This is a genomic window from Psychrobacter sp. AntiMn-1, assembly GCF_001854065.1.
GTDB classification, from domain to species: Bacteria; Pseudomonadota; Gammaproteobacteria; order Pseudomonadales; family Moraxellaceae; genus Psychrobacter; species Psychrobacter pacificensis.
Genome location: NZ_CP012969.1, coordinates 788,726 through 810,350, shown reverse-complemented (window position 1 = coordinate 810,350; position 21,625 = coordinate 788,726). Strand labels below are relative to the sequence as shown.

At 42.4% G+C, this 21,625-nt stretch carries 17 protein-coding genes, 3 pseudogenes and 1 riboswitch; of the genes and pseudogenes, 16 read left to right on the top strand and 4 right to left on the bottom strand.

What is annotated here, in order from left to right; translation table 11 throughout:
* Positions 1 to 25: 25 nt before the first annotated feature.
* The 9 genes and pseudogenes from AOT82_RS03240 to AOT82_RS13595 all read left to right on the top strand — a co-directional run bounded on the left by AOT82_RS03240 (position 26) and on the right by AOT82_RS13595 (position 10,714).
* Positions 26 to 2,410, top strand: a complete 2,385-nt coding sequence (locus tag AOT82_RS03240; protein WP_071001793.1) for a TonB-dependent receptor — start codon at positions 26 to 28, stop codon at positions 2,408 to 2,410.
* A 190-nt stretch (positions 2,411 to 2,600) separates the two neighbouring features.
* A riboswitch (yybP-ykoY riboswitch) is annotated at positions 2,601 to 2,768 on the top strand.
* A gap of 7 nt (positions 2,769 to 2,775) precedes the next feature.
* Positions 2,776 to 3,348: a manganese efflux pump MntP gene (locus AOT82_RS03235; RefSeq protein WP_071001792.1), complete on the top strand. Its 573-nt coding sequence runs from the start codon at positions 2,776 to 2,778 to the stop codon at positions 3,346 to 3,348.
* A gap of 559 nt (positions 3,349 to 3,907) precedes the next feature.
* Complete coding sequence (locus tag AOT82_RS03230; RefSeq protein ID WP_058023721.1) at positions 3,908 to 5,590, top strand: NAD-dependent malic enzyme; 1,683 nt, start codon at positions 3,908 to 3,910, stop codon at positions 5,588 to 5,590.
* A gap of 177 nt (positions 5,591 to 5,767) precedes the next feature.
* Positions 5,768 to 5,887 (top strand): annotated as a pseudogene (locus AOT82_RS14045) (IS630 transposase-related protein); the annotation flags it as partial.
* The gene (locus AOT82_RS03225) at positions 5,862 to 6,386 is read left to right on the top strand and encodes a transposase (protein WP_227517197.1); all 525 of its coding nucleotides are present in this window, start codon (positions 5,862 to 5,864) and stop codon (positions 6,384 to 6,386) included. The pseudogene AOT82_RS14045 and the gene AOT82_RS03225, both read left to right, overlap by 26 nt.
* Before the next feature lie 370 nt (positions 6,387 to 6,756).
* Positions 6,757 to 7,299, top strand: a complete 543-nt coding sequence (locus AOT82_RS03220) for a hypothetical protein (protein WP_071003634.1) — start codon at positions 6,757 to 6,759, stop codon at positions 7,297 to 7,299.
* A gap of 90 nt (positions 7,300 to 7,389) precedes the next feature.
* Entirely contained in the window at positions 7,390 to 8,952 is a 1,563-nt protein-coding gene (locus AOT82_RS03215; RefSeq protein WP_071001791.1) for a Dyp-type peroxidase, read from the top strand.
* Between the two features lie 66 nt (positions 8,953 to 9,018).
* Complete coding sequence (locus tag AOT82_RS03210) at positions 9,019 to 10,167, top strand: catalase family protein (RefSeq protein ID WP_071001790.1); 1,149 nt, start codon at positions 9,019 to 9,021, stop codon at positions 10,165 to 10,167.
* 53 nt (positions 10,168 to 10,220) lie between these two features.
* Positions 10,221 to 10,714: pseudogene (locus AOT82_RS13595) on the top strand (IS1595 family transposase).
* A gap of 271 nt (positions 10,715 to 10,985) precedes the next feature.
* Here the strand turns inward: AOT82_RS13595 and AOT82_RS03195 are convergent.
* Together AOT82_RS03195 and AOT82_RS03190 are read right to left on the bottom strand one after the other, a co-directional pair.
* The gene (locus AOT82_RS03195) at positions 10,986 to 11,693 is read right to left on the bottom strand and encodes an IS1 family transposase (protein ID WP_071001787.1); all 708 of its coding nucleotides are present in this window, start codon (positions 11,691 to 11,693) and stop codon (positions 10,986 to 10,988) included.
* 81 nt (positions 11,694 to 11,774) lie between these two features.
* On the bottom strand, positions 11,775 to 12,839 hold the full coding sequence (locus tag AOT82_RS03190) for a TIGR03571 family LLM class oxidoreductase (protein ID WP_083328829.1): 1,065 nt from the start codon (positions 12,837 to 12,839) through the stop codon (positions 11,775 to 11,777).
* A gap of 150 nt (positions 12,840 to 12,989) precedes the next feature.
* Between AOT82_RS03190 and AOT82_RS03185 the strand changes: the two genes are divergently transcribed.
* Positions 12,990 to 13,895: a LysR family transcriptional regulator gene (locus tag AOT82_RS03185; RefSeq protein ID WP_197496723.1), complete on the top strand. Its 906-nt coding sequence runs from the start codon at positions 12,990 to 12,992 to the stop codon at positions 13,893 to 13,895.
* Positions 13,896 to 14,565: 670 nt separating this feature from the next.
* A pseudogene (locus tag AOT82_RS13590) lies at positions 14,566 to 14,829 on the top strand (transposase); the annotation flags it as partial.
* 286 nt (positions 14,830 to 15,115) lie between these two features.
* Here AOT82_RS13590 and AOT82_RS03175 read toward each other — a convergent pair.
* The gene (locus AOT82_RS03175) at positions 15,116 to 16,669 is read right to left on the bottom strand and encodes an ATP-binding protein (RefSeq protein ID WP_071001785.1); all 1,554 of its coding nucleotides are present in this window, start codon (positions 16,667 to 16,669) and stop codon (positions 15,116 to 15,118) included.
* Positions 16,659 to 17,393: a heavy metal response regulator transcription factor gene (locus AOT82_RS03170; protein WP_025645672.1), complete on the bottom strand. Its 735-nt coding sequence runs from the start codon at positions 17,391 to 17,393 to the stop codon at positions 16,659 to 16,661. Before AOT82_RS03170 ends, AOT82_RS03175 begins: the two co-directional genes overlap by 11 nt.
* Positions 17,394 to 17,629: 236 nt before the next feature.
* Here AOT82_RS03170 and AOT82_RS03165 point away from each other — a divergent pair, with 236 nt between their 5' ends.
* From AOT82_RS03165 to AOT82_RS03145, 5 genes are all read left to right on the top strand, one after another.
* Positions 17,630 to 17,956 (top strand): hypothetical protein, encoded by a 327-nt coding sequence (locus tag AOT82_RS03165; protein WP_071001784.1) that lies wholly within the window; start codon positions 17,630 to 17,632, stop codon positions 17,954 to 17,956.
* Between the two features lie 150 nt (positions 17,957 to 18,106).
* On the top strand, positions 18,107 to 18,385 hold the full coding sequence (locus AOT82_RS03160; protein WP_071001783.1) for a hypothetical protein: 279 nt from the start codon (positions 18,107 to 18,109) through the stop codon (positions 18,383 to 18,385).
* A gap of 125 nt (positions 18,386 to 18,510) precedes the next feature.
* Complete coding sequence (locus AOT82_RS03155; protein ID WP_071001782.1) at positions 18,511 to 19,077, top strand: c-type cytochrome; 567 nt, start codon at positions 18,511 to 18,513, stop codon at positions 19,075 to 19,077.
* 139 nt (positions 19,078 to 19,216) lie between these two features.
* Entirely contained in the window at positions 19,217 to 19,846 is a 630-nt protein-coding gene (locus AOT82_RS03150; RefSeq protein WP_071001781.1) for a DUF411 domain-containing protein, read from the top strand.
* A gap of 67 nt (positions 19,847 to 19,913) precedes the next feature.
* The gene (locus AOT82_RS03145; RefSeq protein WP_071001780.1) at positions 19,914 to 21,611 is read left to right on the top strand and encodes a copper resistance system multicopper oxidase; all 1,698 of its coding nucleotides are present in this window, start codon (positions 19,914 to 19,916) and stop codon (positions 21,609 to 21,611) included.
* Positions 21,612 to 21,625 lie beyond the last annotated feature (14 nt).

Sequence of the window (21,625 nt, the reverse complement as noted above, 5' to 3'; positions counted from 1 at the left end):
GTGAAACAACCTAAGTGAAGTAATTATGAAAAGCCACCATCACGTTGCTCTATCTCTTCTTACCCTTTGTATCAGCCAGCAGTTATACGCCCAAACCAATGCCAATTCAGTGCAAAGTGCATCAGGTGTGCAGGCCACCGCTGCGGCGACCTCGAATGCATCATCAAGCGATGTACCTAGTGTGACTTTAGATGCTATTACAGTTAGTGCCAATGCCAAAACAGGCACAGCGCTGGCACAGAAAATTAGTGAAATGCCTGCTGTCACGCAAGTGATTTATGAGGCGGACATTCAGGCGCAGGCGACAGGTAACCGCACGGTTGGGGACATCTTAGCCCAGCTCGTGCCCAGCCTTGGCGTGAGTAGCGGCTCGGTCAGTAACTACGGCACGACCATGCACGGGCGTCCTGTACAGTATTTGCTCAACGGCGTGCCATTATCTGGCTCGCGCAGTTTATCACGCGAGCTAAACAGCATCGACCCTGAGCAAATTGAGCGCGTCGAAGTGCTCTCAGGTGCGACCAGCATCTATGGCGCGGGGGCAGCAGGCGGTCTGATTAATATCGTGACCAAATCAACGGCAGGTTATGGCTTGACAAGACAGACGCGCCTTGGCATTAACAGCAGCCGCGAGTTTAAATCCGACTCGCTCGGCTATCATGTGGGACAAAGCATCGGCTACGGCGGCGAGCGCGTGTATGGTAATGTCGATGTAGACTACGAGACCACAGGTGGCAAGTTTGACAGTCATGGCGACCGCATCAGCCCTGATGCCAACCAAACCGACAACCAAGACACCGATACTATTAGCGTCAACGCCAACCTTGGCTTTGATATTAGCGATACCAAGACCATGAATCTTGCGGCGACCTATTATGACAGCGAGCAAGACACCGATTATGGCGTTGATTATGGGGATAATCTATCCGTGCTCCAAGAAGGAACTACGCCTTCATTGCGTGCTATTGACGGTGCTAAAATCGAAAATCAACCCTACAATACCAAAAGCTCGGTCAACCTAAACTATAATGACAGTGACTTTTTGGGTTCTAACCTAAGTCTGACAGGCTATTATCGTGACGAAAAAGCACGTTTTTATCCGTCAGGAAAATCATTTACCAGTCAAGCCAAAGACGTTTGGGTAAATAATGGTTTAACCGATGCAGACACTTTAGGAAAGCTATTGGGTGCATCGGTCGTAGTTACGCAGTCTGAAGCGGATATTGAGGTGATTGGACTGCGCGCCGCTATGCAGACTGAAACCGATGTCATGGGTAAAAATACCTTGTTCAGCTATGGCGTGGACTTTGAACGTGAAGAGAGTGAGCAGACCTATTATGGCCAAGACCTGACTACCTTCCTTGCAAGTAATGGCTTGACTTCAACAAGTAATGGTCTGAGCTATAACGGCGGACCAAAAACCACCATCGATAAATGGGGCGCGTTCGTCAATGCCGATGTGGATATGACCGATAAATGGCACACCAGCGCTGGCGTGCGCTATCAAAACATCAAATCAGATACCGACCGTTTTGTGCCCATTTATGAGCAGCTATTGGCGGATTATTTTGCGACCAATGGCATCAGTGATATTGCTGACGCTTACGGTATTGATTACGAAGCAGGCGCGGTTGAGGCGGGTAGCAGTAAGCACGACAAAGTGCTGTTTAACCTTGGTACCAGCTATCAGTTGACCGATGACGACCAAGTCTTTGCTAACTTCTCGCAAGGCTTTACCACGGCTGACGTGCAGCGCGCTTTACGTGACGTGCGTGCTGGATTTGTGGTCAACTCAGACAATATTCAGCCGATTTCTATCAATAACTATGAGCTGGGCTGGCAAGGTAAGCGCGGTGATACCAGCGCAAAGGTTAGCGGTTTTTATAACGACTCGGACAAAACCGTGCGCTTTACCAACGACTATACCGTCGAAGTCGTCGATACGGACGAACGTATTTACGGCGCTGAAGCCTCGCTCACGCATGATTTGAACAAAGACTGGCAGTTTGGCGGCAGCCTTGCCTATACCCGCGGGCAATACAAAAAAGACGGCGACTGGCTGGAGCTGGATGCAGTACGCCTGACGCCACTCAAAGGCACGGCATACGCGCAGTATAACTTTAGCGAAGGCAGCAATATTCGCTTGCAAGCGCTGGCAGTCGGCGGTAGCGACAAGGCTTATAAGGACCAACAGAACGACCCAGACGCGAGTGCGCAGCCATTAACAGGCTATGCGACCTTTGATGTGCTTGGGCAAGTCAAACTGCCTGTCGGCCGTATGGGCTACGGCGTGTATAATATCTTAAACAAAGACTATCAGACCGTGTATCATCAAACGACCTTTGGCGATTTAAACCGTTTGCCTGCTTCAGGGACAACTTACGGCTTGAGCTATACCGTGGATTACTAAAAAGCGCCACGCATTAAAAAACCCTTCATGCTATGAAAATTTAGCGTGAAGGGTTTCTTTATGTTCATAACTCTCTAAATCATTCATCTGCTCCAAGAGTATTTGCTAGCGTTTCCAACTTCACGCTTTATCAGGTGTAAAATTCTTCTTTAGTATTTTATGATTGACTTATAGCGTATCAATGCTAATCTAAGCACTCTTTGGGGAGTAGCCTGCTTTCGTACTGCGAAAGCGTTCGTATCAACACACTTGGCCACATGCCATGGTGCGAACACCTCTCGGTTGGCGAGACCATCGATATATCTACACTGCAGGTCGGGGGTGTGGCTATGTCGTGGACTCTATACTCGACCAGAGAAAATCACATGAATCCTATCGCACTTCTATTACTTGCTTTTTCTATGTCTACGGATGCCTTTTCTGTGGCAATCAGTAAAGGAGCAATTCTTAAAAACCCTCGTTTTACCGAAGCCTTCAGAATGGGTGTTATTTTTGGCACCATTGAAGCGATCACGCCGATTATTGGTTGGTTAATTGGTCACTCTGCCACATCCTTTATAGATGCGTCTTTTATTGAGGCATGGGATCATTGGGTCGCGTTTGTCATACTTTTTACGCTCGGTCTGCACATGCTGTATGAGGGACTGAAGCCAAGTGATGAAACGGCAGAAGTGCTATCGAGACATTCTGTTTTCAAACTTGCTTTGACTGCATTTGGTACCAGCATCGATGCCATGGCTGTCGGTGTGAGCCTAGCATTTGTCAAGGTCAATATTTTGCTGGCGGCAGGTCTGATTGGTCTAGCGACTACGATAATGGTCACGCTAGGGGTGATGTTAGGAAAGGTGTTGGGCTCCATAATCGGTCACAGAGCTGAAATATTTGGTGGTGTGATGCTAATTGCCATCGGTACATGGATTTTATTTAGTCATCTTTAGTCACTTGATAGATATGAGCTACTTGATAAATATAAGCCTAGCTATTGATATAGCTGGGCTTTTTTATGTCTATAATCAGCACATAACACCATAACTCTTGCTAAATGAACGGAACATCTCAGTACTACAAAAATTGTTAATCATCAATAGAATAATCATGATGAAGATAAAAATGCCAATGCCCCACATAGGCAAAGTGAGCATCCAATTCGTCAAATTTTGGTTACCACAGTGGCTACAGCTCCAATCAGAACGTTTGAGGCTAGTATCACATTTCGGACATCTTTTATGATTAATAAACAATTTAGCCTCCCTTACAAATATATGCTTTTATAAGAGTATATATCTGCTATATCAATTGGGCAATTGTTTATCAAGACAATTATATATTGTCAGCGATTGGATGCGAATCAGGATGGAATGCATAATGATAAAGATCTCTAAAAAAATACATGTTTAAAATGATTTTGTTACATATTGTTAAATAGCAGTCGATGCTATGTATAATGCAGCCCTAATACAGTTTTCATTCATATGCCCTTAAGAAGAATATTTTATCATGTCAAATAAGCGTCCCTTATATATTCCCGTTGCTGGCCCCGCTCTTTTAGAGACCCCTTTACTCAATAAAGGCAGTGCCTTCTCAGCAGAAGAGCGCAATAGCTTTAATTTAACTGGGTTACTACCGCATAATATTGAGACGATTGAAGAGCAATCATTGCGTGCTTATCATCAGCTGCGCTCATTCACGAGTGATATGGACAAGCATATCTATTTGCGTAATATTCAAGACACCAATGAAACCTTGTTTTATCATTTGGTTGAGCAGCACATTGAAGAAATCATGCCGCTCATATATACCCCGACAGTTGGTCAAGCGTGTGAAAAATTCTCGCAAATCTATCGCCGTAAACGGGGGCTATTTGTCTCATATGCTGAGCGCCATCAAATTGATGATATATTGCAAAATGCCACCAAACAAAACGTCAAAGTGATCGTTGTCACTGACGGCGAACGTATATTGGGCCTTGGAGACCAAGGTATTGGCGGTATGGGCATTCCAATCGGTAAGTTGTCTTTATACACGGCGTGCGGTGGTATTAGCCCAGCGTATTGCTTACCAATCTTGTTAGATGTCGGCACCAATAATCAACAGCTCCTTGACGATCCTATGTATATGGGCTGGAGAAACCCACGTATCTCTGGCGATGAGTATAATGAGTTTGTGGATTTATTCATTCAAGCCGTTAAACGCCGTTGGCCAGAAGCGTTATTGCAGTTTGAAGATTTTGCACAGGAAAATGCCACCCCATTATTGAATAAATATCGTGACCAGCTATGCTGTTTCAATGATGATATCCAAGGGACAGCTGCGGTATCGGTCGGTACCTTGATTGCTGCTTGCTTGAATAAAGGTCAAAAATTAAGCGAGCAAAAAATCGCGTTTTTGGGCGCAGGCTCGGCAGGTTGTGGTATCGCCGAACATATTGTTCGCCAAATGCAGCGTGAAGGGTTGACTGAAGCGCAAGCACGTAGCCAAGTATTTATGGTGGATCGTTATGGTCTGTTGACCGACAGCATGACCGAGCTACAAAAATTCCAAGTACCATTGGTACAAAAAGAATCAGACATTGCGCATTGGGACAAGAGCAACAAGCTCGGTTTGGCACAAGTCGTTCAGCAAGGCGGTGTGACGGTATTGTTCGGTGTCAGTGGCCAAAAAGGTCTGTTTACCCAAGAGGTCATCGAAGCGTTATGCGCCAATACGGAACATCCAATTGTATTACCGCTGTCAAACCCAACAACTCGTGTTGAGGCAACACCGCAAGAAGTGATGAACTGGAGTCGTGGCAAAGCCATCATTGCAACAGGCAGTCCTTTTCCTCCCACGACCTTCAATGGCCAGACCTTTGAGGTGTCTCAGTGTAATAACAGCTATATATTCCCAGGCATCGGTCTTGGCGTTTTGGCGGCTCAGGCGACAAGTATCAGTGATAATATGCTAATGGCGGCAAGCCAAGCCCTTGCAGATATCTCTATGGAGTACCAAAAAGCACCGGGTGCTATACTACCGCCAATCAAAGTGATCAGAGAGATTAGTGAAAAAATAGCCTATGCCGTAGCAGTGCAAGCGGTTGAAGATAAGCTGGCACTACCTGATACCGCGGAAAACTTACAACGCAGAATAGAGGCAAACTTTTGGTTACCTGAATACCGTCACTATCGCCGTACTTCTTTTTAATATAGAAAAGATATAAAAAAATCCTAATACCACGATGAAAAGTGGTATTAGGATTTTTTGTTTGAGCAAACAGATAAGGCTTATACTCGCAGAGATGCAAGAAAATTGGAAGGATATCGATAGTATAATGGCAGCTTAGTTCTACTTATTTGGTGTTTTAAATTTGGGGGGTATTTCCGTTTGAACTGTAGTAAAACAGGCATTCATCATGCCCTAAAGCGGCTTGGTATCAGTCAAAAAAAAGACTTTAGAACATCCAAAAGCCTGTCCGATCAAAAGAGCGATATACCACAGTAAGCTTTATAGCTTTAGGCAGCAAGGCTACCCCATCGTTTATATATACGCGCGCGGCTTTGAGAGTCAGACCATTCGCTCTCATGGTTATGCACCGATTGGTAAGCCTTGTATCGATAGCTACAACTGGCAAGGTAAAAAGCGAACCAACGTTATCGGTGCTCTGTATGAAAAGATGCTGTTTGCCCTAGATTACTTTGAGACAAACATCAACAGCATCGTCTTCTATCACTGGTGCAAACACAAGCTAATCCCAAGTCTTAAAACCAAATGCTTGATTGTGATGGATAATGCCAGATTTCATAAGAGTAAGCGTATTCAAAAGCTACTGAATAGGCATGGTCATCGTATTCTATGGCTGCCACCATACAGCCCTGATCTGAATTCCATTGAAAAGAAATGGGCACAAGTAAAGTTTCTACGCCAAGGCTGGATGGAAAACGACTTATCCAAATTGTTTTATGATGTTTGTCCTAACCATAACAATTTTATTTTGAACTGACTATATAAATAATTATAAAAACTCGAAGTATGATTTCAAAGCTTGGTTACCTAGAGTAGCCAAGCTTTTTTAGTATTTAATAACGAGTACAAAAACAGTCATGCTTTTAAAGACTTAATAAGTACGACCAAGATTTATTGCACCGGTAAGTGCGCCGTCTATTTTTGTAACACTGCTGCAATTTAAAACGTTATTGTTAAATCTATGTTTTGTTTTGTGTGATTAGTCCGCTATTACTTGAGCCTTTTACCGTTTTTGCTATGGTAATAGCTCAACAGCAATCATATAGGAAAGACTTATGAGTAAAAACAATAATAAAGAGCGGATTATCGATAATTCAGAAGATCTGAAAGATAAAATCACTGAGTCTATGGATGCCTTTAAACTGCGGGCAGATCTGTTAGTGGCGAATTTAAAAGAGGGCGGCAATGATGGTTATGATCACTCAATCTCTAGCGCCGGCGAGAAAGGTCTAAAGTCAGGCAAAGTATCCGAGCTTACCGTTATCGCACCGCTAAAAGACGGCGGCGCTGCCCGTCTCAAAGAGATTCTAAAAATAGCAGGGGGCAATCTAAAAGGCGCGACAAGGGTAGGCACTTTGCACGATTTGCGCTTCGTCTTTTTAGATAATGATACAAGAGTGCTTTTTTGCACCGCTTATGACGGCGACTGGGATCCTTATATTGATGATTTCGCCACCAAAATTCCTGAACTCATGGATATTTTATTCGGCAATGTCGAGGGCTGGCCGGGTATCAAAGACCCAAGTGTTAAGCAGTTTATTCTTGATCATCAGATTACTGCTGCAGGCTGGTACGTAGGCGTCCCGCATCTGACGGTACAAGATATTCGCCGTCATGAGCGTATTGTTAAAGGCATCAATAAAGCTTTAGATGAAGCGCAAACAAACTAATTTTCTAGACATTGTATTTTTAAACGCATAAATTTCAAGGCTTTGATACGGTCATACTTTAATAACGATAAAAAATGAATAGGGCGATGTATGAGTAATGATGATAACAAACCTTTAACGGGATTGACCGATAAGTTGCAAGACTTAAAAGATGAGTTTGGCAATCGCATCGAAAACAGCGATTTTGAGACGTGGCTTAAAGGCGTGAAAGAGGAAGTCGGTGACGGTATTGAGATGATGGCTCGTAGGGCGCGCGGGGTCTTTAACCCCAATCTCGTCACCATGCAGCTAAAAGATATTCAATCTATCGTCCTACGTGAGCGTCCCGCCCCATATTTTGGCACGGTAGTAGCACTAAAAATCAATAATGCTGACGTTGGCAAACAAATGCTAGCGCAGGTGTTGCCTCATGTAACCGGTAGTGAAGACTGGCACAAAGACATGCAAGCCACGCTGTCTATCGTCATGACTTACGAGGGTCTACAAGCGTTAGGTGTACCGCAGTCATCACTTGATAGCTTTCCTGAGTCTTTTAAAGCAGGTATGGCAGCGCGTGCTGAGCAGTTGCGCGATTTTGATGTTAATGCCCCTGAGAATTGGATGGCACCTTTTGGGGATAAGGGTGATATCCATGTGGGCGCGGCTATTATCGCTGATACTAAAGATAAATGGCAGGCCAAACTTGACGAGCTTCGAGATAATCTTACCGATCATATCGATGTGGACAATCCTGCTAATGGTGATGTAGAAATCCTAATCGAGCAGGACTTTGGTTCAAATGACAACGTCAAAAACGTCTTTGGGTATCGTGACGGTATCAGTAATCCTGAGATTCAAGGCAGTGGTATTCAGACGCCTTCGAACCATGACGGCGATCCTATTGCCGCAGGGGAGTTTGTGCTCGGTTACGAAGGGGAGGCAGGGCTGGTTGCGCCTATGCCGCAGCCTGAAGTCTTAGGCAAGAACGGCTCGTTTATGGTGTTACGTGCTTATCATAGCCATGTTGCTGCTTTTAATAAATACCGCAAAGATAATACCGACAGCGAAGAAGAGGCGGAGCTGCTAGGTGCAAAAATGTGGGGACGCTGGCGTTCAGGCGCGCCGCTCGTTTTGTCTCCCGATCATGATGATAAAGCGCTTGGCGATGATCCTAGCCGCAATAACGACTTTGGTTATAAAGACGATCCTTACGGTAAAAAGTGTCCGTTTGGCGCGCATATCAGGCGTATGAACCCACGCGATAGCGAAGATTTTATTTTATCCGATGTGCGTATTCACCGTATCGTTAGACGTAGCGTGGGCTTTGGTGAAGTTGTGCCACCCGATGTAATAGAGGACGATGGCAAAGATCGCGGTCTGTTTTTTATTGGTATTAATGCTCATGCCATGGAGACGGTTGAGTTCTTGCAATCGCAGTGGATCAACGATGGCAACTTTATGAGCTTAGGCGAAGAAAAAGATCCTATGGTTGGTTTGCACTTTGGTGATAAAGGAGGAAGTGATAAAGACAGCGATGCAGATACCTTTACTGTTCCGGCTGATCCAATTCGCAAACGCTACCATGGTATTGAAACCTTTAATACCTTGCACGGCGGCGAGTACTTTTTTATTCCGAGTTTATCGGCGCTAAAATGGATTAGCGAGCTGTCTTAACTCTCAGTACCATTTGTAATAGTCACCACTTAACAATAATAATCATGAATAAAATTAGGAAATATAATGCTAAAAAAATTATTTAAACCCAAATACGTCCCCTACGATCCAAAATATATCGAATTAAGTGCTGAGGACGAAAAAAACATTCGTACTATTACCGACGATATCAAAAGCTATATTTCGCGTAGTGATAAAGCCAGTAATATCGATTATCACACGCGTGATGCCCATGCCAAGGGGTACTGCGCACTAAAAGCCAAGTTTGAGATATTAGATGATATTCCCAAAGAGTACGCGCAAGGTTTGTATGCTAAAGCGGGCATTCATGATGCGGTGATTCGTTTGTCCAACGGTTCATCTCGAGTATTCGCTGATCGTAAGTTGGGCTTTGCTCAAGGTCTCGCGATTAAAGTTTTTGACGTACCGGGTAAGAAGCTCGCTCCCGGTGAGGAGGACAGTACGACCTTTGATTATAACTTTATCAATCATCCGGTGTTCTTTTGCAATAGAATTGAGGAGTATACCTATCTCTCAAGACTGTTTTTGGAATTACCTAAATACACGGAGAAGGGCGCGATCGGTAAAGCGCAGTTGGCGTTTAACTGGCTGACCAATTACGGCTCAAGATTACCAACCAAAGAGTCGATTAAAACCTTTAAAGCTATCGGCGGCTTTACGAGGATTGAACCAAAAAATACCTTGTTATACGACTTTCATTCGCAAGGTGTGGTGCGTCATGGTGATTATATGGCAAAGATACGGGCAACGCCAACAGCCTCTTCTGTCAAAAAAGTCACGCGCCGTGATGTCGATGTCGACGCCCGCGAAGAGGCGCTGCGACCGCTTATCGTCGAGGAGATACGCGAACATGATTATCAGTTTGATATCCAGATTCAGCTATGCCGTAATCTCAAAAAGCAGCCGATTGAAGAGATTACGACGCAGTGGCAAGAGTCGGATACGCCCTTTGTCACCGTAGCGCGTTTAACCCTTCCTTGCCAAGACGTACCAGATGACGGTAATTTTGAGATTATGGAGAATCTATCCTTTACCCCATTTCGCTGTCTTGAAGAGAACCGTCCTATCGGAAACTTACAACAGTCGCGTCTCAAGGCCTATCAAGTCGCCTCCGAGACTCGCCATAAACTCAACGACGTCAAGCGCCGTGAGCCAAAGAGTTTAAAGGAGACGTTTGCTAAGTCTTTTTTTTAGACTAATTGTTTTTGGGGCTGTCCTAGATAAGTAAAATTATTTAGGATAGCACTATGAGAAAGAGTAAACTAAGTTGGTATAAACAAAACAGACTCATCGAGTTATTTGTTGCTGGTTCTACCGCGAGAACAGCAGCAAGCCTAATCGGTGTTAATAAAACCACAGCCAGTTAAAGCGTAATGGCAAGGTCTACGCTTGTATTATACCCAATGCTAAAGCAGATACTTTGATCCCCATCATAAGAGAAAAAGTGAAGCCTGATAGCATTGTTTATACTGACTCATTTAAAAGCTATAACGCATTAGATGTCAGTGAGTTTACTCATTATCGTATCAACCACTCCAAAACCTTTGTTAATGATAAGAATCACATTAATGGTATAGAGAACTTTTGGAACCAAGCTAAACGGCATCTACGTAAGTTTAACGGAGTTCCAAAAGAGCATTTTCACCTCTATTTAAAGGAATGTGAGTGGCGTTTTAATCACAGTGACCCAAAGTCGCAATTACTACAATTAAAACAATGGGTTAAACAGGGTTTAAACTAGTTATCTAGGACAGCCCCTAAAAAAATCCTAATACCACTTTTCATCGTGGTATTAGGATTTTTTGTTTGAGCAAACAGATAAGGCTTATACTCGCAGAGATGCAAGAAAATTGCCATGCGTGCTGAAAAAACGGATGAGTCGTTTGCTGCTAATATCTATTTAGCAGCGACGATTATCCATTGACGGTAATTGTCAACACACCCTAGTTAAATCTACAATTTAGAATTAATACCTTTAAAGTATCGGTGGTGTTCTAAAAAGTATGCTGACATCAGACATAGCCATCATTGATATAAAAGAATACCAAATCAAACACTTTTAAGTGATTATCGAGCTTCTTAGAGAAACAACAGGTTCTTCTAACGGCTCGTTTTAGTCGGTGTCTAAGACGGCAATTATTGCCTTCAATACCTATCGTATGCTGTTTGCCAACTTGTTTGTTATCTGGTTTAAAGGACGTTATGAAACTGTCCCAATTGTCCATGCTAATAGAGTCATAGCTCACTTTAAGTTGCTTAAGACGCGCTCTTAGTTTCTGAGCTGTTTTTAAGTCGCGTTTGCCCCAAACATAAGCGACAATCTCATTAGTAGCCCGGTCATAAGCATAAATAAGCCAGACTTTACGCTTCTTACGATATACGTAAGTCCAAAAATCATCAACTTCTAAGCGTTCATAGTAGCGCTTATTAGGCAGGATCTTATAAACGGATGAGCTTATGGTGCTGAGCACTTTACCAATACTCACCGAGGTAATGATGGCTATGTCTCTAACACCGCAGCCTCGAGCAGTCATCAGCCGTAAGATGTCTTCTATTTGAGAGTAACAGCCTTGGTAGTTTAAGACATGGTCATCAATGAATTGTCGTTTGCAGTCCTTACATTGGTAGTTCTGCTTGCCATAGCTTTTTATACCATTTTTCTTTAGACTAAGACTGTGACTAAGACAGTCGGGGCAATTGATCTGTATTTGTGTCTTCATAACCTCAAATATATCATCTTGCTTCGGCTGTCACCCTTCCTTTATTACCCCAGCATACTTTTTGATACACCACCCCCATTTTTATTGGTTTAATTTGGCCAACACATTTTCTGCTAAGTCTTGCAACGTTTCTTTGACAGGGCGTTTGGTAGGCTTTAAATTAATGGCGACATGAGATAAGCCTTGTTCTTTCTGCTCTTGCCAAAATTCCAGCAAACTATGTGACCCGCCTCGTAGATAAATATTGCGAGATAATTGAGCAGGCTCATTCGGCTTCTCACTAAGTTCGACAAAATTGGCATAACCAAAAGGATGCCAAGCGTCATCTTGATTTAAATCCGCCAAGGTTTGCACAATGTTTTTGGTATCTTTTGGGTTTACCCCATGCCAAATCCACGCATCGGCAGTATTAGCAAGCCAATCTAGTTCCTGTCTGGCACGACCAATAGCAACCATCGGTAAGCGTTGTTCAAGGGTAGGGATAAAGCCAATATTGCCTGTTAAATCCCCATAATGTTGCCCTTTAAACTGCGGAAATTTTTGGGTGGTTAAGGCACGAATCATGTCCCAACTTTCTCGAAAACGCTCGGCACGATTGTCAAAGTTTTGCTGAAACACAGGGTATTCCACAGGTCTATCGCCACTCGACATCCCCAAAATAAAGCGATTATTGCTTAATACTGCCGTACTTGCTGAGGCTTTGGCGATATGAATGGGACTCCGCAAAGGTGCAACGATGCCTGCTGAACCTATCGCAATTCGTTGGGTTTTCGCAGTCAAATAGCCCATGGCAACCATGGGGTCAAATGCTTGTCCAACATCGCCAAAACTTGGGTCATAAAATGGCACATCTCGCAACCATAGTGCAGAAAATCCAAGCTGTTCTGCCAAGACAGCGGTTTCCCCAAAGTCTTCTAAGCTCGGAATCGGACTATTGGGATAGCCTTTAAACGGGGCAATCAATCCCAAGGTGAGTTTATCCGCTTGAAACACCTCACTAAATGCAGGGTGATTGGCAAGATGAGGGGGTAGTTGTTTTTGTTGCGGGGTTATATTTTCATTCGTCTGAGCGGTGTGAAGTAATTGGCTATTGTCTTGTCCAAGAACAGAGAGGTTTGGTACAGCAGTTTGTGAGCTTGTGGTCATGAGAGTTACTCCGTTAAATTAAGCATTAAAAAATATAGCCCTAGTATAATGCTTTTGTTTTTAATGATAATTGGGGTAAAATTGGAAACAGTTTTGCTTTTTTTGCAAAAATATGTTTATTCAAAAATACACTTAACTGCTAACAAACCCATGACCATCAATTACTTCTATGCCCTCACTATTTTTCACCATGTGGCGAATACTAATAGCTTTACTGCCACGGCAAGTCAGCTTGGGCTGGCGGTGTCGTCTGTCACTCGGCAAATTGATAACTTAGAACAATCCTTGCAAGTTAAGCTATTGAATCGCTCAACCAGACATTTGGATTTGACCCATGCAGGGATGCGTTATTTACAACAGACTGAGCCGATATTAGCTGAATTACAACAGGTAAATGAAGCGATTAAAGAGGAGCAAATTGAGCCACAAGGGCGATTGTGCCTTACTTTTCCCAGTGCCTATGGGATTGAAAAAATCGCCCCATTGCTTGCCGAATTTGCCCATTTATACCCAAAAATTGAATTGGAGCTATTTGCCAGTGATGAATTTGTAGATTTATTTAATGAGAAATATGATGTAGGGGTGCGGTTAGGGCGTGTGGAGGATGACCGCTTGGTAGCAAAATTTATTGCCTCTCAGCAACGGCTGTTATGTGCCAGTCCCGATTATCTACGATTGCATGGAATACCACAAACACCGTCACAATTAGCCGAGCATAATTGTTTGCCGTTTATGTATCAAGGCTATGCGTCAAAGTGGTATTTCCATCAAACGGGTAAAACGCAAAGTTTGCGGGTGACAGGGAATTTGATGGGTAATAATATAGAAATGCTGAAACAAGCCACGCTTGATGGACAAGGGATTAGCCATTTACCTAATTGGCTGATTGAGAAAGCGTTGCAGTCTGGGGCGTTGGTACAGGTGTTGTCTGATTGGCAAGTGACCCCGTCTTTGGCGACCGATGACGGGATTTATTTGGTGTATCCGCCCACTAGCCGTAATGTGGTAAAAATTGGCGTGTTGGTAAATTTTCTAGCACAGCGTTTGATAGGTTAAACTGTAGATGGTGATATTGTGAAAAGCAGTAGAATATTATGCGTATCTAATTTAGGGAGGGTTTTCTTCATAAAAGTAGTCTAGCATAGTGCTTATCTACTACAGCCCCAAAAATTAATTACATCCATGCAGTCACATAAATTTTAGACAATAAAAAACCCTTACAAGTCAATGACTGTAAGGGTTTGAATATGGTGGGCCCAGTATCAACCATACTTATTGATTAAGTTTTTGATATTAAAAGATATTTATAAATATTAATTTTATTATACCAACATTTATACCAACAATCTTATGAGTTAGATAGCTGATCCTGAAGATATATTATTCATAAAAAATATTGTTATCTTTTGTTATATTAGGCTGCTAATTTACATTTATCAGGTTTGAGCTGCTTAGTGTTTACTATGAATAATATCATTAGTTGATATAATCTAAAAAAGAAGTCTTTTGTCTGGATGAATAAATGTATATTAATGAGTTAAGAGTAAACAGTTATTATGACTGGGAAGTTATTTGTAAATATTTAGCTAATATTTACACATTAAATAAATATGGGTAACCCTCCCAAACCTAAGACACCTTATAAATGGAATTAAGCTGCCTGAGCTATGCTGAATAAAACGTAGAGCTAAACTTGGTAAACTAAGCACAATAACAGGAGTTTACCATGACCAAGAAAATCAGAACTTATAGTGACGAATTTAAAGCCGAAGCTGTCAAGAAAATAGCAGATAATAATGGCAATATTTCAGCGACTGCAAAGCAGCTTGGTATTGCCATGCAAACGCTCTCAAACTGGAATAACAAATCCAATCAAGGCAAGCTTGTCGGCACAGAGCAATATGATCCTGACCTTATGAGTGCTCTTCAAGAAATAAAGCAGCTCAAGCGTCAGCTCAAAGTGGCTGAAGAGGAGCGTGAAATACTAAAAAATGCGACGGCGTACTTCGCGAATGAGGAACGTTAAGAAACAGTCTGGGAGACTGTTTTAGTGACGCAAGGCGTAGGGCTATGCCCGAAGTGGCAGTTAGTAAAGTACGCCTTTATCAAACCCCCATATCAACAACATCACCTAAGAAAACTAGACTTCATAATCTAGCCTTATACACTATATGAATAATAGCATTCAGAGCCTTTTCGACTTATCAAAATAAAATAGACCTATAGTAGGTCTACATATTATTAATATTTTGAACACTAGGATATTGAGGTGTATGCTACTTAGCAATCAATAATCCTACAGTAACTTCAAAACAATACTCATCTTTGATAGTGATATTGACCGTCCCTTTATGAGCATTAGCAATAGCCTGAACGATAGATAAACCCAAACCTGAGCCTGAGTGGTGCTGGCTAGTTTTATCATGACGATAAAAGCGCTCAAACAATCGATCTGCTTCGCTTTGGTTTAACGGTTTTTCTAGAAGATTAGTAAAAGTTATCTCTAGCCAAGATTGCTTCGCGGTTTGAGTGTTACTTTGATCGTCTTCAAGCATCTTATAAGTATTAACGGAAGTATTTGGAGTGTTGACAGTGGCTGATATTGTGATGACACTATTACTAGCGGCGTAGTAGATCGCGTTTGATAGCAGATTAGCAAATAGCCTTTGCAATAAACCTTCATCGCCTAATACTGCCTTAAAATCTCCTAATTTTACAAAAGTTATTTTACGATCCTCGGCAATCATTTCAAAGTAATCTAACAGCTTATTGATTAGGACCTCAGTATCTACAGTAGTCACTTGCGAATCACTCAGTCCTTTTTGGGTTTTTGCTAGCAGTAGCATGTTGTTAATCATCGCCGATAATTGCTCTAAGGTGTCATGTTGCTGATGTAATTGTTCGACATATTCCTCTTCCTCTCTAGGCTTATTTAACATGACTTGCGTTTGCGTAATCAGCGTCGCTATTGGCGTGCGTAGCTCATGCGCGATATTGTCTGAAAATCGCGACAACGACTCAAAATTGCTTTCAAGCTTAGCCATCATCGAGTTATAGGATTCTGCTAAAGGTCTTAGCTCTAATGGCATATCACTAACTATTACTCTTTCGCTCAATCTTTCAGGATGAATACCTTTCATCCTTTGCACGATAGTGGATAAAGGGGCAAAACCCCAATACACGCTTAAGGCTGCTATTGAAATCAACAGTAGTGTGATGGCAAATAGGATCAGACTAAGTTGACGGTTAAACTGTAATAAATACTGATGATGCACGTCAATGGGTAAGGCGATAAGGGCAAGCATGTCATCGTCTCCAATAACCATAGCTCGATAACGTCTGTCTTTAATATTTATTACAAACTGTCTGTCATCATGATTTTGCTGTAATGATAATAGGTTAAAGTCGGCACTTAATTCATTAGCAAAGTTTTTGGGAGTACTAGATAGCAATCGCCCCTCTTTATCAGCAATGATAGTTTTTAGATCGTAATCTAGCGCTGATGAATGCAGGTGATCATCATTTTCTGTGGCTATTGTAGGAAGTAGATTTGAAGAAGCTTTCGAGCTTAGCGGTTGTTGAGTGTTTGATGGACTTTGAGGCTTAGGTAGTGTCTGAGAGGCTATTTGGTTATCCGCCTCTGTTACGCGCTTACGCAGGTTAAAAGCTGCATGGGTAATAATCTCTGAGTCCATTTGCTCAAAGTGCTCGTTAACAGAGCGCTGAACCCATATATAAATAACAACTTGAGAGATAACAACAAATATTGTCAGTAAAAAAACAGTACGCCATAGTAAGGGTAAGCGTCGATTGTCCAATCTATTTATCATATTGGCTATCTTCCGTTTCGCTGGCAGCTTTATTACTAGCTGAAACGTCGACAGCATCTAATCGGTAGCCCATGCCACGCACAGTATGAATTAGCTTGGTATCAAACTCATCGTCTATTTTTATACGCAGACGTCTTATTGCCACATCAATCACATTAGTATCGTTATCAAAGTTCATATCCCATACTTGTGAAGCAATGATTGAGCGTGGTAATACTTCACCGCGGCGCTCTAATAGAAACTGTAATAGGGAGAACTCTTTTGCGGTTAGTTTAATGGGCGTGTCTCCTCTATGTACAGTGCGCTTGGCAATGTCCATTTTGAGATCCGCTATTTGCATGAGCGTACTTTTATAGTCGGCTTGATTGGCGCGTCGTAATAAGCTTTTTATCCTGACTATTAACTCTGCAAAGGCAAAAGGTTTGGTCAGATAATCATCACCGCCAATCTCAATCCCCTTGATTTTGTCATCTAAATCATCTTTTGCGGTTAGAAATAACACTGGCGTATGCTTGCCAGCCGCTCGGTAATTACGTACTAGCTCAAAACCGCTAACATCAGGCAGCATAACATCCATGAGTATCACGCTAAACTCTTCAGTCATCATAGCATGGTAGCCATCTAAACCTGTCAGCTGATGATCAACAATGAAGCCTGCTTCACTTAAGCCTTTTTTTACATATTCGCCGAGTTTTAATTCATCTTCTACTAGTAGTACTTTCATAGTAATCCTTCAATATAATTATGATTTTATAATACCCAAATCAATATAAATGACAAAACGGACTGGTATCTGACAAAGATGTCATGCGCTCGTCATCAAATGGTCAGTCTTCGTTTGTTAATCTATACCTATAGTACATAGCGGCTCATTCTTGACATTCTTGATACGAGTAGCTACTATGAATTATTACTACAGGTAATTAGTTTCAATATTTAATAATTTATTAAGGATGTTATATGAAAAGCTATCGTTCATTCAAAAAAGTGGTGCTGCTATCCGCTTCGATGCTTATCGGTATATCAGCAGCTAATGCGCATACTACCAATCTAAGCACTTCAATTATCGATAATTGCGATAACTTAACTACGTTTGCCAGAAATCTAGATCACAATAACGCGCAGATGTCTGATGCTCAAATGAAAAGCTATGTTGATGCACGAGTCGCTTGCGAAGTTCAGCATCAAAATCAACATCTGCAGTCTGAAAAGTATTTTATAAAAAAATATGGTAGCGATCGTGATAGAAATGCTGATGCCATACTAAATGAATACGTGCCGGATTAAAATATAAAAGTAGCAAGATGACAATATTGTCATCTTGCTGTCATCTCTCTGTCAGAATCAATAAGTTATGCTTTAGACTGGTTATGCTTTAGACTGAATTAATATCCTAAAGCTTTATGTACCCTCAACTAAATCAATTAAGGATTAACCATGTCACTCTTTAAATCAAAGTCTTTACCTAAAGCAATCGTAGCCACTGCCGTCGCTCTAGTCGTTTCAACCTCAGCTATGGCGCATGATCCAAAAATGCATGCGCAAAAAGATCAGATGAACTGTGAAAAAATGCAAAAGCATATGCAAATGATGCAAAAAATGGATCATAGCAAAATGGATATGAACGATCCTGCCATGAAAGCGATGATGGCTAACATGGGTAAAATGAAACAAATGTATCAAAAGCACTGCGTAACAGATAAAAGTGACTCTTAAACATTGATTTTATAAATCCTTTATTACTGCTAGATAGTTTCATCAATCAGTAATAAGGGTTTGTAGGAAATATTTGTAGACGCTAAGAGTAGGGTATTAAAGAAAATGGATTATAGGATAAACCCATGAAGTTTTTACTAGGAGTACTTTTCACTGTCGTGGTCGCTATTGTTGGTGTCTTTACTGTGGTTATGAGTGGTGTCATTAATATTGGCGCTGATCAAGGACATAGTCCATTGGTTTATAATTTCTTGGAAACCGCTCGCAATCGTTCCATAGCAAATGCCAGTAAAGATATTGTGGTACCAGACTTAGAGAAGGTCGATATCAGCTCTGGGGGCGCGGACTATAAGGATATGTGCGCAGGCTGCCATTTGTCTCCTGGGGTAGAGAGCACTGATTTTAGTGAGAGCCTATACCCTAAGCCACCTAATTTCACTAATGCGCAAGTAGTTGATCGTTATAAAACGGATGCAGGAGCTCAGCAAAGTTTTTGGGCGATTAAGCACGGTATTATGGCATCAGGCATGCCAGCATGGGGTGCTTCTCATGACGACGATAGAATGTGGGCAATGGTCGCTTTTATTAGATCACTACCTGAGTTAAATGAGAATCAGTATACCATGCTAACCACTAGACTGGATGATGACATGATGGATATGTCAGAAGGTGGAGCTGGAATGCAGCATTAATTCTTCCATATTCCTTTATAAAAGCGCAGTGCTAAATAGTGCTGCCTTTTGGGATTTAAACTTTGCCTATACTACACTTAGTTATAGGGTATAAATCTTTAGAAGGTTCAACAGATAAGCAGACGCTTAGGAGTAAGTTATGAGACGCTATATAAATATAATGGGCAATGGACATAAAAAGGTATCAGCTTCTGCTCTTTTACTAGTAGCAACGTCAACAGTAATGGCTTGTAGTCAGCCCGATACTAGTGTTTCAAATTCTACTCAAACTGAGCCAGCGTTTGCCACCAAAAGTGCTCAAATAGAGCAACCACAACCGCAAATGATGTCTGTCAGTGCTAATTCAGGTACTGGGTCGACAATTCTACAAAACGTCTCGGCTACAGTTTACAAAGATGCTAATTGTGGCTGCTGCAAAGAATGGGTAGGCTATGCCGAAGGTCATGGTCTAAGCGCAACTGCGCAAGACGTTACAGATTTATCTTTATTTAAAGAGCGTTACGGTGTCCCGCAGCAAATGCGCTCTTGTCATACCACCGTCACTACTAATGGTTATGTTTTTGAAGGTCACGTTCCTGCCAAATACATGGCACAGTTTCTAGCCAATCCGCCAACTGATTCCATCGGTCTTGCGGTACCGAGTATGCCAGTTGGTAGTCCGGGCATGGAATATCAAGATAAATTTATGCCCTATAAAGTCATGCAATTGAACAAGGATGGCAGCACTCAAGTGTATGCGGCTATTGAGTCGCCAGCGCAGCAGATGTAGTTCTATTAATAAGTTATCAGATATATAAGTTCAACTCTCATTTCATGGATTAACTTAGGTCAATATTATGAATAAAAACAGATTTAACCGCAGGCGTTTTTTGACAGGGTCATCCACCTTGCTCGGCGCGTCGATGCTATCCACACTACCGACGATGGCTAATAGTGCTTTAACTAAAAGCCAAAATGTTGTAGTCAATAGTGATAGAGCCGATCACATTGTACCTATACTAACGGGTAATGAATTTGATCTTTATGTCAGTGAGAAGATGATAACGGTCAACGGCAAGTCAAGCATGGCAACGCTGATAAATGACTCACTGCCTGCACCAACGCTTAAGATGCAAGAAGGCGATACGGTCACCATTCGAGTCCATAATCAGCTGAATGAGTCGACCTCTATTCACTGGCATGGCCTCTTAGTGCCGTTTGAGATGGATGGCGTACCGGGTATCAGCTTTGATGGTATTCCTGCGGGTAGCACCTTCACGTACAAATTTAAACTGACACAGTCAGGCACTTATTGGTATCACTCGCATACTGGCTTCCAAGAGCAGACCGGTATGCGCGGGGCTATTGTGATTGAACCTAAAGGGCGCGAACGCTACCCTATCGAGGAAGATCACGTTATCCTGCTTAGTGATTGGACGCATCGCGATCCGCATAATCTGCTAAAACTGCTTAAGCAGCGTGCTGACTTTGATAATTACCATTTGCCAGATTTTAAAAAACTGTTATCTGATATTGCAGCAAAGGATTTAGAAGCCGCTTATGATAAGCGTAAAATGTGGAACCAGATGCGCATGATGCCGACTGATTTTACTGATTTATCTGGTGAGACCACGTTTACTTATCTTATGAATGGTAAAACGACAGCGGCTAACTGGTCGCAATTGGTCAAAGCCGGTCAGCCGGTCAAACTACGCTTTATCAATGGCTCCGCGCAGACCATATTTGATGTGCGCATTCCAGGGCTCAAAATAAAAGTGGTCGGCACCGATGGTAATGATGTCGCGCCCGTTGATGTCGATGATTTTCGCATCGGTGTGGCTGAGACTTATGACGTCATCGTCACCCCAACCCGTGACGCGCATACCATATTTGCCCAAAACATCGATCGCACCGGCTTTGTCGCAACCACGCTTGCCACTAAAAGAGGCGCTCGCGCTGCCATACCTGCTATGGATGATGTTGAGTGGCTAACTATGTCCGATATGATGGGGGCTATGGGTGCTAATGGCTATGATTCCCGTCATGCTAAGACCGAATATGACTTTAAGACAGATATGCGCGTCGATAGTCCACGGATGAATCTCGATGATCCGGGTATTAATTTGCGTGATATTAATCGTAAGGTTTTAACTTATAACCAACTGCATTCTGTTGGCAATGAAATAATGGCCGAGCAGCGCAAACCTACCAGAGAGATTGAAATACATCTAACCGGTAATATGGAGCGCTATATCTGGGCGTTAGACGGCATTATGTTTAAGGACGCACCGCCTGTTAATATCAAACCGGGCGAGCGTGTGCGTATTACCTTAGTCAATGACACCATGATGAATCATCCCATGCATCTGCATGGTATGTGGAGCGATTTGCGCGCGCCTGATGGCGATTTTCAAGTTCGCAAACATACGATAATGGTGCAACCAGCTCAAAAAATTAGCTTTGATGTCACAGGAGAAGCTGGTCGCTGGGCATGGCATTGCCACTTGCTCTATCATATGGAAGCCGGGATGTTTAGAGAAGTTGCCGTTGTTTAATAAACCTTCGAATA

Coding starts and splice junctions, on each gene's coding strand:
- AOT82_RS03240 (WP_071001793.1), top strand. CDS start 26: ATGAAAAGCCACCATCACGTTGCTCTATCTCTTCTTACCCTTTGTATC.
- AOT82_RS03235 (WP_071001792.1), top strand. CDS start 2,776: ATGAATCCTATCGCACTTCTATTACTTGCTTTTTCTATGTCTACGGAT.
- AOT82_RS03230 (WP_058023721.1), top strand. CDS start 3,908: ATGTCAAATAAGCGTCCCTTATATATTCCCGTTGCTGGCCCCGCTCTT.
- AOT82_RS03220 (WP_071003634.1), top strand. CDS start 6,757: ATGGATGCCTTTAAACTGCGGGCAGATCTGTTAGTGGCGAATTTAAAA.
- AOT82_RS03215 (WP_071001791.1), top strand. CDS start 7,390: ATGAGTAATGATGATAACAAACCTTTAACGGGATTGACCGATAAGTTG.
- AOT82_RS03210 (WP_071001790.1), top strand. CDS start 9,019: ATGCTAAAAAAATTATTTAAACCCAAATACGTCCCCTACGATCCAAAA.
- AOT82_RS03195 (WP_071001787.1), bottom strand. CDS start 11,693: ATGAAGACACAAATACAGATCAATTGCCCCGACTGTCTTAGTCACAGT.
- AOT82_RS03190 (WP_083328829.1), bottom strand. CDS start 12,839: ATGACCACAAGCTCACAAACTGCTGTACCAAACCTCTCTGTTCTTGGA.
- AOT82_RS03185 (WP_197496723.1), top strand. CDS start 12,990: ATGACCATCAATTACTTCTATGCCCTCACTATTTTTCACCATGTGGCG.
- AOT82_RS03175 (WP_071001785.1), bottom strand. CDS start 16,669: ATGATAAATAGATTGGACAATCGACGCTTACCCTTACTATGGCGTACT.
- AOT82_RS03170 (WP_025645672.1), bottom strand. CDS start 17,393: ATGAAAGTACTACTAGTAGAAGATGAATTAAAACTCGGCGAATATGTA.
- AOT82_RS03165 (WP_071001784.1), top strand. CDS start 17,630: ATGAAAAGCTATCGTTCATTCAAAAAAGTGGTGCTGCTATCCGCTTCG.
- AOT82_RS03160 (WP_071001783.1), top strand. CDS start 18,107: ATGTCACTCTTTAAATCAAAGTCTTTACCTAAAGCAATCGTAGCCACT.
- AOT82_RS03155 (WP_071001782.1), top strand. CDS start 18,511: ATGAAGTTTTTACTAGGAGTACTTTTCACTGTCGTGGTCGCTATTGTT.
- AOT82_RS03150 (WP_071001781.1), top strand. CDS start 19,217: ATGAGACGCTATATAAATATAATGGGCAATGGACATAAAAAGGTATCA.
- AOT82_RS03145 (WP_071001780.1), top strand. CDS start 19,914: ATGAATAAAAACAGATTTAACCGCAGGCGTTTTTTGACAGGGTCATCC.